The following is a 17,153-nucleotide window of genomic DNA, read 5'->3' as shown; positions in this document are numbered from 1 at the left end:
TGATCCGCTATAAATGAATGTATAAGGAGTAACCTATGCCTGTTGCAGGGGGCTCAAATCGCAGATTATGGTTTATTTTGAGGTATGTATGAGTAATAAGAGTTTTTTTGCCAAGCGAGAAGAGCGTTTTTCCTCTGCTCAAGCACTGTTCCAACACCTAGGGCAGTTGCAACGCCTGCAGTTTGACCAGATCAGCGAAGCAACTGCAAAGCGCCATAAAACGATACTAACACCCGCGCAAAACGGGCAACTACGCCAAGCCAGCCCCGCAGATTATTGGGAGTATTGGATCGATTTCGGCCAACGCAGCCTATTGTATTTGGATGCATTGCGTCAGCGTGGCGATAATACCCTAGCCCATGAGCGTGCTGGTTTCCCTTTGCTGCTTAAGTTTCCTTACGAAACATTGATCGATGGGCGCGACCTGCCTCGTCCAGTTAACTATTCACTATTAAGAATTATTCCTGAATCCGAGCAGCCGAGTAATAGTGAACGTGCTCCGGTCATCGTTATTGATCCGCGTAGCGGACAGGGCGCTGGTATTGGTGGTTTCAAGCAAGACTCAGCGGTGGGTGAAAGCTTGCGAGCAGGGCATCCAACATATTTTATTGCCTTTAGCCACTCCCCCGAGCCTGGTCAAACCTTACATGATATTGGTGTGGCGCAAGCGCGCTTTCTTGAAGATGTGGCTAAGCGCCATCCCAATTCAGATAAGCCGATAGTTATTGGTAATTGTCAGGCAGGTTGGGCATTGATGGGGCTGGCGGCAGCGCGACCAGAATTACCAGGGCTGGTGATCATCAATGGTGCGCCGCTATCTTATTGGGCGGGTGCTGATGGGCGTAATCCTATGCGCTACACAGGCGGTCTGCTTGGCGGTGCTTGGACAACTCGACTGGCGAGCGATCTGGGCAATGGCCGTTTTGACGGTGCTTGGTTGGTCAGCGGCTATGAAAGCTTGAATCCAGCTGAAAGCCACTGGAACAAGTATTACAACTTATTTAGCAAGATCGACAGCGAAGTCCCGGACTTTCTTGATTTTGAACGCTGGTGGAGCAGCCCAACCCTGCTCAATAGTGAAGAGATAGAGGTGATTGTCGATGATTTATTCATTGGTAATCGTCTCACGGGTGGCTTAGGGCAGCAGAGCAGCGAAGTGGACCTAAAGAAGATCGAGGCGCCAGTCGTCGTGTTTTGCTCCTATGGTGACGACATTACACCGCCGCAGCAGGCGTTAAACTGGATCGCTGATATTTACCCCAGCGATTTAGCGCTGCGCAGTGCAGGCCGGACTATTATTTACTTAAAGCATGCCACGATTGATCATTTTGGCATCTTTGTCTCTGGTGCAGTGGCGCGTCGCGAACACCGCGGGCTTTTGGATGCCAGCGAAGCTATAGCGCTATTGGCACCTGGGCTCTATGAAATGATGATCGAAGATGTGCCAACGGCAAGCGGATCTGAGCAAGGTTATGAGGTGTACTTTGAGCCTAGGCGTATCGCCAATATTCTTAGTGATGGTGAAGATGAGCGCGATCGTGATGACGAGCGTGAGTTCGCTTTGGTTGATCAAGCTTCACAGCTCAACAACACACTATATGAATGGTATGTACGTCCTTGGCTGCGTCACACGATCAATGAGCCCGTTGCTGAAATGATACGCAAAATGCACCCATTTCGCATGCAACAGTATGCTTACAGTAGCTTGAACCCAGCATTAAGTTGGTTGGCTGGCTATGCGCCTTTGCTACGGGAAAACCGACAGGAGGTTTCCCCTAATAATCCATTGCTAGCTTGGCAGGAGACAACCTCCAATTTCGTCGAAGCGCTACTGAATGGCTATAACGATGTACAAGATGCCTCGCAGGAGATGCAGTTTCATGCAGTCTATGGTGGCCTTAGTACTTTGACTGGCGCGCAAGCACCTGAAACTCAGCAGGGTTTTATTGAACAGCAGGATCAGGATGTCACTGAACACTTGCGTAGCTCACTGACGCAAGGTGGTGGAGTGGAAGCCTTGTCGCGGATCTTGCTACTGCTTGGCCACCAGAGTGGTAAATTCAGTAAGGATCGTGTCGAGCAACTTGCCGAGAAAAGCCGCACCCTGATTAAAGAGTTTGATATAGATTTAGAAACTATTCGTGCAATTATTGATCAGCAAGGTCTGCTGGTCTTTGCACTTCCTGCAGAAAGTTTAGAAACGTTACCGCAGCTGCTTGTCGACAATGAGTCACGCAAAACCCTGCTTGATAGTGTGGTACGCCTAGTGCCAGAGCTGTTGACTGCAGAGGGGGCGGTAGGCGAGCTTTGGCGTCAGCTGCACCAATTGTTTGATCAGCCTATGCCTGCCTTCATTCAGCCTAAGTCGTCGGCTTCGTCGGCTAGAGCGCATGACACAAAGCGCCTTGAGTCTCAGATTGTAGGCGAGGAAAAAACAACTGCAGTTAAAGCCGCTGTGAAAAAGCCAGCTAAGACGGCAAAACCTAAAGCACCCACAGCGGCAGCAGCCAAGCAAGAGGAGCTGCCGGCCGCAGCAATCAAGACTGATGCGCCAGCTTTAGCTGCCGAAAAGAGCAAGCCCATTAAAACCGCTGTGAAAAAGCCAGCTAAGACGGCAAAACCTAAAGCACCCACAGCGGCGGCAGCCAAGCAAGAGGAGCTGCCGGCCGCAGCAATCAAGACTGATGCGCCAGCTTCAGCTGCCGAAAAGAGCAAGCCCATTAAAACCGCTGTGAAAAAGCCAGCAAAGCCAGCAAAACCTAAAGCACCCACAGCGGCAGCAGCCAAGCAAGAGGAGTTGCCGGCCGCAGCAATCAAGACTGATGCGCCAGTTTCAGCTGCCAAAAAGAGCACACCAGTTAACCCTGCTATGAATAAATCAGCACAGCCAGAAAAGCCCAAAGTACCTGCAGTGGCAGCCAAGCAAGAAGAGCTGCCATTAGCAAAATCAAAAGCAGATTCTTCGGCTTCAGCTGACGAAAAAACCACGCCAGTTAGTGCTGCTGCGAATAAATCAGCAAAACCTAAAGAGCAGACAATTGCAGCCAAGCAAGAGGAACTGCCAGCCGCAGCACCTCAGGCGAGCAAAGAAAATAAGGAGAAGTAACCTGAGAGCATTTGCAAAGCTTTAGTTACCCCTGCCAGCACCGCTCGACGCTACTGAGCTGAGCGGTGCCCGTGTGCTCAGAAATACTGTACGTTGCTCTAGATCAAGAAAAACTGTGTAGGCGATTCTCAGTTTAGCGGCGCCAGTAGACGCACGCGCATCTGTCACCAGTAACAACCTAAGCAAACTGATCAGCACTGCTTATAAGCATTCTTTTATAGTGCAGATAAGAGAGTTTATCGGTGTCCGCACCGGCCTTTTAGATAATTGTTGTTACTGTTCGAATTGAGCTTTCTGAATACTATCTAAACTTTTTTACTTAAATGAAGTCTTAATTGTATTGCCCTCAACATAAATGAAGCCTGCTGCGGCTTAAAATAACACCAAAAAACCGCGCTGATTATTATTTTGCACTGCAAGGTAATGCTGCTTCGCTTCGCTTGATCCGCTATACATGGAGGTATCAGAAATAATCTATTTCTGTAGAAGGGCAGGGTGGATTCAAAACAATGATTCCAACCTAATGTGAGGTATGTATGACGAGTAAGAGTTTTTTTGACAAGCCAGAAGAGCGCTTTACCTCTGCGTTGGCGCTGTTTCAACATTTAGGACAGCTGCAACGCCTGCAATTTGACACTGTTTCTAAGGCGTCAGCTCTGCGCCACAAAGCTGTTCTGGCACCCATACTTGAAGGTCATTTGCGCCAACCTAACCTTGCTGATTTTTTGGAGTATTGGGTCGACTTTGGCCAACGTAGCCTGCTGTATTTGGATGCCTTGCGCCAGCGTGGCGATAATACCCTAGCTTATGAGCGCGCAGGGCACCCGCTGCTGCTTAAGTTCCCTTATGAAACACTCATCGATGGGCGTGATTTGCCCCGCCCAGTTAATTATTCGTTATTAAAAATCCTGCCTGAGTCTGGGCAGGCTATCGATGAGAAACCTACGCCGGTCATTATTATAGACCCTCGGGCCGGACCGGGTGCGGGCATTGGCGCTTTCCAGCAAGACTCAACGGTTGGTGAAAGTTTGCGTGCCGGACACCCAACATACTTTGTTGCCTTTAATTATTTTCCCGAGCTTGGGCAAACCTTGCATGACGTCAACGTCGCTCAAGCGCATTTTATTGAGCATGTGATTGATCGTCACCCAGATGCAGAGAAGCCGATAATTATTGGTAATTGTCAGGCCGGCTGGGCGCTAATGAGGTTAGCAGCTGCACGTCCAGAATTGCCGAGTTTATTGATTATTAACGCTGCACCACTGTCATCTAGGGAGGATGGCGACGGACATAATCCCATGCGCTATGTCGGTGGCTTACTTGGTGGTGCGTGGTTGACTCGTTTAGCGAGTGATCTGGGCCGTGACCGTTTTGATGGAGCCTGGTTGATCAGCTACTTTGAAAGTCTGAACCCTGCCAATGCGTACTGGAGCAAGCATTACAATCTTTTTAGTAAGGTTGACAGCGAAGTTCCACACTTTCTTGACTTTGAGCGCTGGTGGGGTAATCCAGTCCTATTCAATAGCGAGGAAATAGAAGCAATTGTTGATGATTTATTTATTGGCAATCGTCTAACGACAGGTTTGGGGCTGCAAAGCAGTAAGGTTGATCTAAAGAAGATCAAAGCGCCGGTCGTCGTATTCTGCTCTTCTGGTGACGTTATCGCTCCGCCGCAGCAGGCGTTAAATTGGATTGCTGATACTTATCCTAACGATCTAGCTCTGTGTAGTGCGGGTCGCACTATCGTTTACCTGAAACATACCTCCATTGATCATTTGGACATCTTTATCTCTGCTGCTGTTGCTCGCCGCGAACACCGCAAGCTTCTCAATGCTAGCGAAGCGATTAAGCTATTGGCACCAGGATTGTACGAGATGATTATTGAGGACGTAGCGGCTGCAAGTGAATCTGAGCCAAGCCATGAAGTGTATTTCGAGCCTAGACAAATCGCAGATATTTTGCTTGATGATGAACATAGGCAGGAGTGGGATGATGAGTATGCGTTTACTGTGGTTGATCAAGCCTCTCAGATCAACAGCGCAATGTATGAGTGCTGTGTACGCCCTTGGCTGCGCCGGGCAATCAATGAGACTACCGCTGAGCTGATACGTAATGCGCACCCATTACGCATGCAGCAGTACGCTTATAGTAGTTTGAACCCAATTGTAAGCTGGCTGACAGGTGGCGCTTCTTTACTGCGTACATACCGTCAGCCGGTTTCCACTGACAACCCGCTACTGGCTTGGCAGCAGACCTTCTCTAATTTAATTGAGGCACAACTCAATGCCTACCGTGATGTGCGTGATGCCTCGCAGGTGATGAGTTTCCATGCTATCTATGGTGGTCTCAGTACGTTGACTGGTGCGCAACGACCTGATGGTGAGTAAGGCTCTATCAGCAGGGACAAAGCTTGGGTGAAGAGGTGCGAGACCTTCTGCAGCAAGATGCAGGTACAAAACCTTAAGGTGGCAGAGTAGTGTCTGGCTTGATGAGCGTATTCTCCAGCATCTTTGCTGACTGTTGCCGATTGTATGCTGTCCTATAGCGGCCAGGCGTCATACCAAACCAGCGCAAACAGGCCTTGTGCAAGGCGCTTTGATCATTAAAACCAAGTAAGCGTGCGACTTCTGCCAGTTTGTGTTGAGTGCGGCGTAGATAATGATCGGCCAGCTGGATACGCGTATTTTTGAGAAGGATCGTGAATTGCTCACCTTCTTCTGTTAGGCCGCGCTGAAGAGTCCGTTTGCTCATACACAAGATTGCAGCTATTGACTCAAGGTTGGCGCCGCCTTGGCTGAGGCGTTTGACTAATAGCGACTGCACTCGGCTGCTGAGTGAATGACCAAACAAACGCTTCATTTTTTTCTCAGCAGCGTGCCTATGCATTACAGCCAGTGTTTCGTTAGCAGTACTGAGCGGTAAGAGTAAATCTTTCATCGAGAAAAAGATTCTATTGCGTTCAGAACCGAAACGCAGAGAGCAGTCGAATACGTCGCGATGCGTGTTAATGTTTTCTGGCTCTGGGTAATCAAATTCAATCATTTGCGGACGGGATACGTTGTTACCGAGCAAGCATCGGCAAAAACCGAGTAGCGCCGCAGTAGTCGCATCGACAAACTGGCGCGGCTCAATACTGCCAGTTTCAGGATGAGACAGCCAAGATAAGCTCATGCAGCCATGTTTTTCTTTGTTGAAGGTGGCTGTAAAGCCATTGCTGAGTAGCGGTATAAAGTGAACAAAATGCTCCAGCGCTTGCTTTAAGTTAGCGCTGGACATCATTGTATAGCCCACTAAGTGAAAATCACCGAGCGTTGAGTGTGTATAGGTCTTCAAGCCTATATCGGGGTTGTTAGCAGCCGCTGCAGCCAGCTCTAACAGACGATATATCACACGGCGCTCGAAGAGGCTGTCTTCATTTTGCAAGAGGTGAGCTTCAAGTCCGACTTGGCGGCAGAGCTGCTCTATGTTGAGCCCTTCTGCCGCTAACGTTGTTACTAAAAGATTGGTACAGCTCGCATTGATGAAGTACATGGTGACTCCGCCCAGTCTGGGCGACCTCCTTTGTCAGACTTCCAAGTATTCAGGATACTCTTGACCTTCTAGGTGAGCTGTCAGTTCATTGTTGAGGCTCAAGAGCGAGCTTAGATCGCTTGCTGTTGATTAGAAAAGCTGGGGCAAATTCATGACCAGTGAATCTCGCGCTCGAGATCCAGTGTAGATTCTTTGCCTAAACTGTCATAGTGCTCATCAAGAAAAGCCCGTGCAGATTCACGACCAATGTCACGTAAATGCGTTAAAAAACTCCATTCAGAGTTCATTTTACTGGATGCTGACAGTGGGTTCATTTGCTCAGTGGCTTCGATACGATGCACTAAAATATAAGCATAGTGGTCTCTATCCAGTTTATTTTCCTCGATCAAACGATGCACAAACTCAATGCTGCGCAGCTCTCTGAGTAGCGATGAATTGAACGAAATTTCGTTGATGCGATTTTGTATATCCTGTGCGCTTGTTGGGGTTTCGTTACGCTCAATCGGGTTAACCTGAACAATCAAAATATCTTTGGATTCTGTTGTCTGGAACAAAGGAAACAAAGGCGGATTCCCACTATAACCACCGTCCCAATAGGGTACACCATCAACTTCAACGGCTTGGTAAATGGAGGGCAAACAGGCAGAGGCCAAAATCATATCTGCTGTGAGCTGCTCGCGCTCGAATATCTTGATTTTGCCTGAATGTACGTTGGTGGCTGCAATAAATAATTCTATATCCTTGCAGGCTCTGACTTTTTCAAAGTCAATAGTCGACTCAATCAACTTACGCAACGGATTAAACTTGAACGGATTCGTATCATAAGGCGAAGCAATTCGGCTTAACAGATCTGTCATGATGTAAGCTGGTGAGCCACTCATATCCCAGTTGCCAGTCAAGACACTCATAGGGTTGCGCTTGAAGGGGCTGAACATCGCTAAGTTTGAGACTTTGCGCCAAAATTTCTCAAGCGACTCGCGCGCGCCATCTGCGCCACCGCTCATAAAGCCTTGTGTAAATACGACCGCGTTCATTGCGCCCGCGCTCGTGCCTGAAATACCCTGCACGTTGACGCGGCCATCTTCCATTAAATAGTCCAGCACGCCCCACGTGAAGGCGCCATGCGAGCCGCCACCCTGTAGTGCTAGATTGATTGATTTTTTAGCCATCCGTAGGTTACTCCTGCTATCTTTCGTAGAACTTACATGCATAATTTTTTAATTATAAATTCTTGAAACTGAGTGCTTTAGTGTTTTTATTGCGCAGTCCAGCCGCCATCGACAGGAAGCGTAGACCCAGTAATTGATGCCGCGCTATCACTACAGAGAAATACTGCAACAGCAGCGACTTCATCGACGGTGACAAACTTTTTCGTTGGTTGTGCTTTGAGCAACACATCCTGCATCACTTGCTCTTCGCTAATGCCGCGCGCCTTGGCAGTATCAGCCACTTGTTGCTCAACGAGAGGGGTCCAAACATAACCCGGCGCAATCGCATTTACTGTGGTGCCGAACTCAGCCAGCTCCAATGCAACTGTCTTGGTCAGGCCAGCAATGGCGTGCTTAGCTGCAACATAGGCTGATTTATAAGGAGAGGCGACCAATGCATGCGCCGAAGCAGTGTTGATGATGCGTCCCCATCCGCGCTTTTTCATACCTGGTGTAGCAGCTTTAATGGTATGGAAAGCCGAGGTCAGATTAATCGCAATAATTGCATCCCACTTTTCGTTTGGAAAATCCTCGATCGGCGAGACAAACTGGATGCCAGCGTTATTCACCAGAATATCAACAGAGCCAAACGTCTGTTCTGCTTCCTCGATCATCGCGACAATTTGCTCTGGTTTCAGCATGTTTGCAGGTGAAAAGAGCACTTTTGTTGAAAAATCAGATTCGATCGATTGCCTAGTGGCTTCATTGTCTTCTGCGCTGCCTAGACCATTAATCATTACATTAGCACCTTGTGCCGCGAGGCCACGCGCTATTGCTAAACCGATACCTGAAGTAGAGCCGGTAATCACCGCATTTTTACCTGTTAACATTATTTACTTCCTATAAAAATTTAATATGCAGCGACCGCACCACAAACACTATGTTTTAGTGTGGTGAGTCAGACACTGCCTGACCGCTGCTCACTGATTGACTGATTTTGCCGAATCATACAGAGGTTTTCTAGCCAAGCGCACACTAGCACTTTTAGCGGTGCAGTACTGAGTTGGGTGGTTTAGTAAGATTAAAGACTTTTTGTATTCTAGCGATATGCACGATGCTACCTCGTTAAATATCTTATTGGGCGGGCATGTGCAAATGCAGGCAGTGTTGTGTGTACTTATAATGTCACCTTAGCAATTGGTTAAATGCTATTGCAGCAGTTGATAAATGTGGGTGGCTAACCTGACAAACTTTAGTCACCCATTGGGCAATACAGCTTGAACCCGATACTATAGAAAAACGTGAGTGAGCAGCATAAAAGACTATGAAATAAACTAAAGGAGGAGGCTATATGAGTAAGGTTCCAGCCAACCAAGTACGCCAACAAGTGATGGGTGATGCGTTCGTTGAGCGTGCGATGAGCAACACCACTGAGTTTACTCAGCCTTTGCAGGACTTTATTAATCAGCATGCTTGGGGCTCTGTTTGGGAGCGTGAGGGGCTTAGTCGTAAAGAGCGCAGCCTGATTACAATTGCAGCGCTGACGGCATTAAAAGCATCGCAAGAGCTGAAGGGTCATGTACGTGGTGCGCTAAACAATGGCTGTACAGTAGAGGAAATCCGCGAAGCAATTCTGCACTGTGCTGTATACGCGGGTGTACCTGCTGCAAGTGAAGCTTTTCGTGCGGCACAAGAAATTATTGAGCCTGAAGCTTAGGTGTACATTTACTAGCAGCAACGGCTATTTAGAGCTCGACTTAAGCATGCTTTTATTCAGCATAGGCTTTTGAGGCATAGGTATCCATAAGTACATCGAGCATGGCTGCCGCAGCGATAGATAAGTGCGATCGTGGTTGGCAGATCACGCCTACACGGCGGCGGATTTCCGGCTGTATGATTGGACGACAAACAGCGCCTTGCTCTAGGGCTTGCTGGCGGCACAGCTCAGGCACCACAGCGACGCCCATGCCTTCGCTAACCATGCGCCCTACTGTGGTCAGCTGGTGCGCATCAAAAGCGACGTTAAGTTCGATGCCGGCTTCATTCAGAGTGCTTTCTATCATGGCGCGAACGCTGGATGGGCGCTGCAATGTGATGAAGTTGTATTTTAACAATGCTTGCCAAGTGATGCTTTCGTGTTGTTCTAGCGCATGGTTTTTCGGCAGGATGGCAATAAATGTGTCTTCATACAGCGGGTAAAAAGACAAGTCGTATAGACTGCTTGATTCAAAGGAAATGCCCAGCTCTACCTGATTGTTGCGCACCATCTCGATCACTTTATCTGATAGCACATCGTCAATAGCGACTTGAATATTAGGGTAGGAGGCGTGGTAGATTTGAATGGCTTTGGGGAGTAATGAGGCTGCAAAAGACGGCATGGAGGCAATGGTAATCTTGCCTAGTTGGAGTGCAAAGCGTTGCCTCATCTCATCTTCAGCATTTTCCCATTGGGCCAACAGTCGCTTTGCGATAGGTACCAAAGCCTCACCCTCTGGCGTCAAAGATATATGACGGGTGGTGCGAATAAGTAACTTGCCGCCTAAATTATCTTCCAAGCCTTTTATTGAAAGACTCAAAGCAGGCTGAGACAGATGCAATTGACTCGCGGCATGCGTAAAGTTCATGGACTGAGCAACTGCAAGAAAAGCGCGAACCTGTTTGATGTTCATGTATGCTGATGGATTCCAAAATGCTTTGGTTAGTTAAAGCGAGTGTTTGTAAAGTATTTGTTTAACGGTATGTTTTTGAGTGAATAAGTGCAAGCGCATTGATTTGCAAAAGCTATCAATCAATAGGAAAGGAAGACTTTATTTATTAGCTGGGCCAAGCTGATCTGCAATCAGATAAAACTAGGAAGTAGGATGTTTGACAAGCTGCTGCTCAGCAGTGAGTTGGAGTGGGCATAGGAGTAACAATTGGCATGGTTAAAAAATCGATCAATCTAGCACTGCAGGGTGGTGGCTCGCATGGTGCCTTCACGTGGGGCGTACTGGACTATTTAATGGAAGATGGCCGCGTCAGTGTCGAAGGTATTTCAGGGACGAGCGCTGGCGCAATGAATGCAGCTGTATTAGCACAAGGCTATATGGAAGGTGGGGCAGATGGCGCGCGCGAATCGCTTGAGACATTTTGGCGCCACGTGTCACACATGGGCAGGTTTAGTCCAATTAAACGAAGCCCTTTAAGTATTCTCACAGGCCGTTGGGATTTGGATGACTCTCCAGCCTATGTGATGCTCGATTTATTCAGTCGGGTCGCTTCACCTTATGATACCAATCCGCTGAATATTAATCCGCTACGCGAATTGGTTGAGTCAACTATTGACTTTGAAAAGGTCCGGGCGTGCAGCGTATTAAAGCTATTTGTTGCGGCAACCAACGTGCATACGGGCAAGATAAAAGTATTCGAGCGTGAAGAGTTGACGGCGGATATGGTCTTAGCGTCTGCCTGTTTACCTTCTTACTTTCAAGCTGTTGAAATTGATGGTGTGCCCTATTGGGACGGTGGTTATGTTGGCAACCCGCCTATGTATCCTTTGTTTCATACCACTCAGTCTAAAGATATCTTAATCGTTCAAATTAACCCGATTGAGCGCAATGAAACGCCTAAAACTGCGCAGGAAATACAGAATCGCGTCAATGAAATTTCATTTAATTCATCCTTGCTCAGAGAGTTGCGCGGTATTGATTTTGTCACGCGGCAGTTGCGTGAAAACAAACTGGATAGAAGTCGTTATTCTGAAATATTAGTGCACCGCATTGAAGCCACAGAACAAATAAATCCGTTGTCAGCGTCGAGTAAAGTCAATTCTGAGTGGAAATTTCTAACGCATTTACGTGACATTGGTCGTGAATCAGCACGGGCCTTTCTTGATGAGCACTATGACAGTTTAGGTAAGGAGTCCACGCTTGATCTGAGACGCGAGTTTTCATAACGCGTTGCGGGCACGGACACTGGCGCAGCCGCGCAATCAAGACTGCCGATCAAGTGCATAAACGTAAATTGATTGATTTGAAAAACTTATTAATAAATAGAGAAAACAAATTTAATTTATTGATTGGTTTGAAGCAAACTGATCAACAAGCAGAACAAAACTAGGAGAACAAGAATGGCTGGATTTGACAAAGTTGTTGCTTCGTATGAAGAAGCGATGGCAGGACTAGAAGATGGTATGACCGTGCTGGCCGGTGGGTTTGGCTTGTGTGGTATTCCAGAAAACTTAATCGCTGAAATTCAGCGCAAAGGCACCAGCGGCTTAACCGTGGTTTCTAATAACTGTGGCGTAGATGGTTTTGGTTTAGGTCTGTTATTAGAAAAAAAACAAATTAAGAAAATGGTTTCATCTTATGTGGGTGAAAATGCGTTATTTGAAAAGCAGTTGCTCAACGGTGAGCTGGAAGTCGAACTGACTCCGCAAGGCACACTGGCTGAAAAAATGCGTGCCGGCGGTGCCGGTATTCCGGCTTTTTACACAGCCACAGGTGTGGGTACGCCGGTTGCAGAAGGTAAAGAAACCAAAGAATTTAATGGTCGTGAATACTTGCTGGAAGAAGCCATCGTGGGTGATTTCGCTATTGTTAAAGGCTGGAAAGCAGACCGTTACGGCAATGTGATTTACCGTCATACCGCGCAAAATTTTAACCCTCTTGCAGCCACTGCTGGAAAAATTACTGTGGTTGAGGTTGAGGAAATTGTTGAAGTGGGTGAGCTAGATCCAGCGCATATCCATACCCCAGGCATTTATGTAAATCGCGTTGTGCTCGGTACGTTTGAAAAGCGTATTGAAAAAAGAACTGTAAAGTTAGCGCAATAATAAGGAGATTTTAGATGGCACTTACAAGAGAGCAAATGGCGCAACGTGTCGCCCAAGAGCTGCAAGATGGTTTTTACGTTAACTTAGGTATTGGCATTCCGACCTTGGTCGCCAATTACGTTCCAGACAATATTGAAGTCATGCTGCAGTCTGAAAATGGCTTATTGGGTATGGGTGAGTTTCCAACTGAAGAAACCATCGATGCCGATATGATTAATGCGGGCAAACAAACCGTAACAGCAGTAAAGGGCGCATCAATTTTCTCCTCTGCAGAATCTTTTGCCATGATTCGTGGCGGTCATGTTGACCTCACCGTTTTAGGTGCGTTTGAAGTGGATGTCAACGGCAACATCGCTTCCTGGATGATTCCAAATAAGCTAGTCAAAGGCATGGGCGGCGCCATGGATTTAGTGGCAGGCGCCGATAATATTATTGTGACTATGACCCATGCGTCCAAATCAGGTGAATCAAAGCTGTTGGCAGAGTGCAGCTTGCCGCTTACAGGCAAAGGCTGCATTAAAAAGGTGTTAACGGATTTAGCCTGGATCGAGATTGAAAATGGCGCTTTTGTACTTAAAGAGAGGGCTCCAGGCGTCTCGGTGGAAGAGATTATTGCTAAAACGCAGGGTAAATTAATTGTGCCTGAGCATGTCCCTGAAATGGTTTTCGCCTAATCGTCGTTGCCCTAAAGAGAAGGTGATGGGGCGTTTTATAGCTGCGATAAACGTGCGCTAGTCGGTCTTGATGGTGCTTCGTTTATTTTGAACACCGCGTAATGCGTTGCGAAATGAGTGCTAGCTAGGCAATTTATCGCAGTGGCAGCAATCAGCTCGCATGATTTTTTTCGCACAGGATCTGCGCTGCTTGCTTAATAGAATGCTGAGCAACGTTGAACAGCAGTTTAATGAGGCAAGGTAATAATCCTAATGGGATTAGTACCTTGCCTTTTTTGATGCAAAGCCAGTTTACGTCTTAAATTAAGTGAAGTTATGCTGCAAATACATATCGTGACAGAAATTGAGCCACGCTTATAATGTTGCTGGTTACTTCAGGTTTAGCGGCATAGCGCCATCAATTTGTAGCACAATACCCATCAACAAAGCCGGTTGCTGTAAACTTTGTGGCGTATTGAACATTGCTACCGGTGATGGTTGGCGCCAACTTGATCAGCATAAATCAACGTTAAGTGCAGGCTTAAATGATATGAATAAAGTAAGAGGTTTTGCTGTTTTAACGTCGCTGCTTGCCTTAGTTGGTTTGATATATCTGTTGGCCTCGGGCTCACAAGCACCAGTTATTCAGTGGCCATATGAGGCATTTCAAGGTTTAGTCTTCACTTTAGCTTGGGTATTAGGGCTGCCGGAAAGCATCAGCTACTTGGTCGCCGCCTTCGTTGTCATGATTGTGTTGGTTGTTTGTTTTTTGATTGGGCACAAATTTGCACGTTGTTTGTTTGCTAGCGCATATAAATAGCCTATTGCAGATTAACAGCACAGCCACTCTGCCGAATGAGCTGACCACTGTTTGCTTTTTATTGAAGCAATACCCTTGGGGTAAGCCAGTAATCTGGTCAAAACTTGAACATTTCGTAAAAAAGCGTAATATGAACCAATGCTACTCGAACAGATAAAAGCGTTGGCGAACGATACGCGCATGTTGATCATACAATCATTAAAAGCGCCCCAAGCCAACTACCCAGCCCAAGAACATGGGGCACCAGAGTTATTTGGTGTCTGTGTCACCCACATCCAACAGAAAGTAAATCTTGCGCCCTCAACCGCATCTGCGCATTTGGCGATTTTGCAACGCGCTGGATTGGTGCAAGTACATCGAATCGGAAAGTGGACTTATTACCGTCGTGACGAGTCAGCTATTGCTGAATGTATCCGGCGGTTGCAAGCAGAGCTGTAATTTTTATCTGTACACCTCGCTATTTCGCAACACGATAAACTCTTTATCGTATGGAGACACTATGAGCAATAAAACTATTATCGTACAAAAGGGTGGCGGCTATGAGCGTGTCATCATCAGTAGCAGTGATGCGGCGGCCGCGCCTAGCGCAGGCGAGATCAAGGTGCGCTTGCATGCCAGCTCGCTGAACTATCATGATTTTGCCGTGGTCAGTGGTATGTGGGGACCAACCGAAGACCGCATACCTATGGCAGACGGAGCGGGTGAAGTCGTTGCTGTCGGTGAGGGCGTTAGCGAGTTCGCGGTTGGCGATCATGTGGTTAGTACGTTTTTCCCCAACTGGTTGGATGGCGAGGCGCAGGAAGAAGGCTTTGGCGCGGTACCCGGTGATGGTGTAGATGGCTATGCACGTGAGCAAGTGACTGCGCCAGCAACATCCTTTACCCATGCACCCAAAGGCTACAGCCACGCAGAAGCAGCGACATTAACCACTGCTGCGGTAACGGCTTGGCGAGCGTTGTTTGCTGATGATGCACTCAAGCCTGGCGATACTGTGTTGGTGCAAGGCAGCGGTGGGGTATCGGTGTTTGCCCTGCAGTTTGCCAAGTTGGCCGGTGCTACAGTGATTGCTACGTCGTCCTGCGATGAAAAGTTAGCACGCCTTGAAGCGTTGGGTGCTGATCACTTAATCAACTACCGTAAAGACAGTAACTGGGGTGAGACGGTGCGCAGCATCACCGCTGGTCGAGGTGTGGATCATGTGGTTGAAGTGGGCGGGCCTGCCACTTTGCAACAATCGATGACCGCTGCACGTGTTGGTGGGCATATTTCTGTGATTGGTATTCTTACCGGTGTTTCGGGTGAGTTTGCGCTGGTGCAGGCGCTGTCGCGTCAGTTGCGCTTACAAGGCGTATTAGTCGGCAGTCGCGCTCACCAGCAAGCGATGATCCGCGCCATTGATGCCAATGGTTTGCGCCCAGTGATTGATCGCAGCTTTGCCTTGGAGCAACTGGCTGATGCGTTCCGTTACCAAGAAACCAATCAGCACTTTGGCAAAATTGTGCTGGAGTTCTGATCAAGTACGCAGTGTGTGACGGTCATGCCCAGTGCGCTGATTTCAGGTGCAGTAGGGCGCGTCGCATGTGCTCTTGATACGAGTGATCAAGGTGCATGCGCTAGGCTATACATCTAGATTGGAATAATACCGCTAGCATAAGAAATCCCCGCCTATGAGAAGGCGGGGACGGCGCGAATTGCTTAAGCGTCGGGCGGGGTGCCTTCAGCGTTAGACATCACTGCATCAATCTGCACTAAAGCGTCCAGCGCAATAGCGGCTACACCAATTGTGGTGTTCGCAGGTAGGTCGCTGTTGAAGAATGTTTTATAGACGTCATTTACCGCATCAACATCTGCGATGTTTTTAAGCTGAATATTGACCTTAACAATATCGTCCATCACGTGGTTGATACTTTCGATAATGGCCTTGATGTTATTAAGGCATTGTTTGGCCTGCGCTGCTACATCGCCGGCTACCACTGTGCCTGTTTTAGCGTCGATGGGTAATTGCGCTGAAATGTGGTTGTAGTGAGAAAAGGCAACAGTTTGTGTCGATAGTACGCTCTTGGGTGCATTGTCTGCGTTGTTTGCGCGAATGACGATGCCGTGGCGATCCTCCACTGCTTGCGGTGGGGTACCGTCGCCGTGGGAGATGACGGCATCAATTTGTACCAGCGCATCCATGGGTAAAGCACAAGCAACAACGACTGAGCGTGCCGGCACATAGGCTACAGTGCGAGCGATAGCCGAGTCTGGGAAGAATGTTGTATAGACTTCGTTTACCGCTGCAATGTCTGCTAGGTTTTTAACGAAGATGTTTACTTTCACAATATCGTCAAAGGGAACGTCGATACCTTCTAAAACAGCTTTGATATTCTTTAGGCACTGCTGTGCTTGCTCTTGTACACCGCCAGCGACCAGTTTTCCTGTTTTAGGATCGATGGGTAATTGCGCAGACAGGTTGTTGTAATGAGAGAAAGCCACAGTCTGTGTTGATATAGCACTGATGGGTGCATTTTCTGTGTTGTTAGCAACTTTAACCAGATCGCACGGCTCTTGCGGTGCTGTACCTACACCATTAGAAATCAGCGCATCCATTTGCACTAACGCATCAGCCAGAGGCAGGGCAGCCACTGCAAGGGTGGTGCGTGTCGGCAGATAATCTTGGAAGAAGGTGGTATATACCGCATTGACAGCATCAATGTCTGCGATGTCTTTTAAGAAGATGTTTATTTTAATCACATCGTCCATCGCATGATTGGTGCTTTCTACAATGGCTTTAATATTAGTTAAGCATTGCTTGGCTTGATCTTTGATATCGCCCGCTACAAGGGCACCTGTTTTAGGATCTACAGGTAATTGCGCTGAAATATTATTGTAATGAGAAAAAGCGACAGTCTGTGTTGATACAGAGCTTTGTGGCGCACTCTCAGTGTTTCTTGAAAGTTTTATAATAGTGTCACTCATATCGATATAACTCCTACCTAATATAGTTTTTACGTGGAATTCAGTTGTATCTGGCTCCACCTCTTTCTGAGTTGATACAGTCCTTGTAGGGGGTTAGGTCAAATCACCTAAACCCAAAAAG

Annotated in this window: 14 protein-coding genes; 9 read left to right on the top strand and 5 right to left on the bottom strand. The window is 47.7% G+C overall.

The features are described from left to right. Positions 1 to 88 precede the first annotated feature (88 nt). Entirely contained in the window at positions 89 to 3,106 is a 3,018-nt protein-coding gene (locus tag FXF61_RS08635) for a DUF3141 domain-containing protein (RefSeq protein ID WP_151184883.1), read from the top strand. Between the two features lie 536 nt (positions 3,107 to 3,642). Beyond that, the gene (locus FXF61_RS08630) at positions 3,643 to 5,493 is read left to right on the top strand and encodes a DUF3141 domain-containing protein (protein ID WP_151184882.1); all 1,851 of its coding nucleotides are present in this window, start codon (positions 3,643 to 3,645) and stop codon (positions 5,491 to 5,493) included. Between the two features lie 73 nt (positions 5,494 to 5,566). Here FXF61_RS08630 and FXF61_RS08625 read toward each other — a convergent pair whose 3' ends face one another. From FXF61_RS08625 to FXF61_RS08615, 3 genes are all read right to left on the bottom strand, one after another. Next, complete coding sequence (locus FXF61_RS08625; protein WP_151184881.1) at positions 5,567 to 6,637, bottom strand: AraC family transcriptional regulator; 1,071 nt, start codon at positions 6,635 to 6,637, stop codon at positions 5,567 to 5,569. A 149-nt stretch (positions 6,638 to 6,786) separates the two neighbouring features. Further along, entirely contained in the window at positions 6,787 to 7,806 is a 1,020-nt protein-coding gene (locus FXF61_RS08620; protein ID WP_151184880.1) for a patatin-like phospholipase family protein, read from the bottom strand. Between the two features lie 86 nt (positions 7,807 to 7,892). Next, positions 7,893 to 8,678, bottom strand: a complete 786-nt coding sequence (locus tag FXF61_RS08615) for a 3-hydroxybutyrate dehydrogenase (RefSeq protein WP_218571858.1) — start codon at positions 8,676 to 8,678, stop codon at positions 7,893 to 7,895. A 458-nt stretch (positions 8,679 to 9,136) separates the two neighbouring features. On the opposite strand from FXF61_RS08615, the gene FXF61_RS08610 reads away from it, so the two are divergent. Beyond that, entirely contained in the window at positions 9,137 to 9,502 is a 366-nt protein-coding gene (locus FXF61_RS08610; protein ID WP_151184878.1) for a carboxymuconolactone decarboxylase family protein, read from the top strand. A gap of 52 nt (positions 9,503 to 9,554) precedes the next feature. On the opposite strand, the gene FXF61_RS08605 is transcribed toward FXF61_RS08610, so the two are convergent. Next, entirely contained in the window at positions 9,555 to 10,454 is a 900-nt protein-coding gene (locus FXF61_RS08605) for a LysR family transcriptional regulator (RefSeq protein WP_151184877.1), read from the bottom strand. Between the two features lie 251 nt (positions 10,455 to 10,705). On the opposite strand from FXF61_RS08605, the gene FXF61_RS08600 reads away from it, so the two are divergent. The 6 genes from FXF61_RS08600 to FXF61_RS08575 all read left to right on the top strand — a co-directional run bounded on the left by FXF61_RS08600 (position 10,706) and on the right by FXF61_RS08575 (position 15,584). Then, a complete protein-coding gene (locus FXF61_RS08600; RefSeq protein ID WP_151184876.1) occupies positions 10,706 to 11,719 on the top strand; it encodes a patatin-like phospholipase family protein in 1,014 nt (337 codons plus the stop codon). A gap of 174 nt (positions 11,720 to 11,893) precedes the next feature. Further along, a complete protein-coding gene (locus FXF61_RS08595; protein ID WP_151184875.1) occupies positions 11,894 to 12,598 on the top strand; it encodes a CoA transferase subunit A in 705 nt (234 codons plus the stop codon). 14 nt (positions 12,599 to 12,612) lie between these two features. Next, positions 12,613 to 13,272 (top strand): CoA transferase subunit B, encoded by a 660-nt coding sequence (locus tag FXF61_RS08590; protein ID WP_151184874.1) that lies wholly within the window; start codon positions 12,613 to 12,615, stop codon positions 13,270 to 13,272. Positions 13,273 to 13,726: 454 nt separating this feature from the next. Next, positions 13,727 to 14,071, top strand: a complete 345-nt coding sequence (locus FXF61_RS08585; protein WP_218571791.1) for a hypothetical protein — start codon at positions 13,727 to 13,729, stop codon at positions 14,069 to 14,071. 138 nt (positions 14,072 to 14,209) lie between these two features. Beyond that, positions 14,210 to 14,509 (top strand): helix-turn-helix transcriptional regulator, encoded by a 300-nt coding sequence (locus tag FXF61_RS08580; protein ID WP_151184873.1) that lies wholly within the window; start codon positions 14,210 to 14,212, stop codon positions 14,507 to 14,509. Positions 14,510 to 14,570: 61 nt separating this feature from the next. Beyond that, complete coding sequence (locus FXF61_RS08575) at positions 14,571 to 15,584, top strand: NAD(P)-dependent alcohol dehydrogenase (protein WP_151184872.1); 1,014 nt, start codon at positions 14,571 to 14,573, stop codon at positions 15,582 to 15,584. Positions 15,585 to 15,766: 182 nt separating this feature from the next. On the opposite strand, the gene FXF61_RS08570 is transcribed toward FXF61_RS08575, so the two are convergent. Beyond that, entirely contained in the window at positions 15,767 to 17,032 is a 1,266-nt protein-coding gene (locus FXF61_RS08570; protein WP_151184871.1) for a RidA family protein, read from the bottom strand. Positions 17,033 to 17,153 lie beyond the last annotated feature (121 nt).

The sequence above is a fragment of the Pseudomonas sp. C27(2019) genome, from assembly GCF_008807395.1.
Classification (GTDB): Bacteria; Pseudomonadota; Gammaproteobacteria; order Pseudomonadales; family Pseudomonadaceae; genus Denitrificimonas.
This window is presented reverse-complemented; position numbering and strand designations above follow the sequence as displayed.

Excerpts from the sequence above, each read along its gene's own strand:
- FXF61_RS08635 (WP_151184883.1), top strand. The coding sequence starts at position 89 with ATGAGTAATAAGAGTTTTTTTGCCAAGCGAGAAGAGCGTTTTTCCTCT.
- FXF61_RS08630 (WP_151184882.1), top strand. The coding sequence starts at position 3,643 with ATGACGAGTAAGAGTTTTTTTGACAAGCCAGAAGAGCGCTTTACCTCT.
- FXF61_RS08625 (WP_151184881.1), bottom strand. The coding sequence starts at position 6,637 with ATGTACTTCATCAATGCGAGCTGTACCAATCTTTTAGTAACAACGTTA.
- FXF61_RS08620 (WP_151184880.1), bottom strand. The coding sequence starts at position 7,806 with ATGGCTAAAAAATCAATCAATCTAGCACTACAGGGTGGCGGCTCGCAT.
- FXF61_RS08610 (WP_151184878.1), top strand. The coding sequence starts at position 9,137 with ATGAGTAAGGTTCCAGCCAACCAAGTACGCCAACAAGTGATGGGTGAT.
- FXF61_RS08605 (WP_151184877.1), bottom strand. The coding sequence starts at position 10,454 with ATGAACATCAAACAGGTTCGCGCTTTTCTTGCAGTTGCTCAGTCCATG.
- FXF61_RS08600 (WP_151184876.1), top strand. The coding sequence starts at position 10,706 with ATGGTTAAAAAATCGATCAATCTAGCACTGCAGGGTGGTGGCTCGCAT.
- FXF61_RS08595 (WP_151184875.1), top strand. The coding sequence starts at position 11,894 with ATGGCTGGATTTGACAAAGTTGTTGCTTCGTATGAAGAAGCGATGGCA.
- FXF61_RS08590 (WP_151184874.1), top strand. The coding sequence starts at position 12,613 with ATGGCACTTACAAGAGAGCAAATGGCGCAACGTGTCGCCCAAGAGCTG.
- FXF61_RS08580 (WP_151184873.1), top strand. The coding sequence starts at position 14,210 with ATGCTACTCGAACAGATAAAAGCGTTGGCGAACGATACGCGCATGTTG.
- FXF61_RS08575 (WP_151184872.1), top strand. The coding sequence starts at position 14,571 with ATGAGCAATAAAACTATTATCGTACAAAAGGGTGGCGGCTATGAGCGT.
- FXF61_RS08570 (WP_151184871.1), bottom strand. The coding sequence starts at position 17,032 with ATGAGTGACACTATTATAAAACTTTCAAGAAACACTGAGAGTGCGCCA.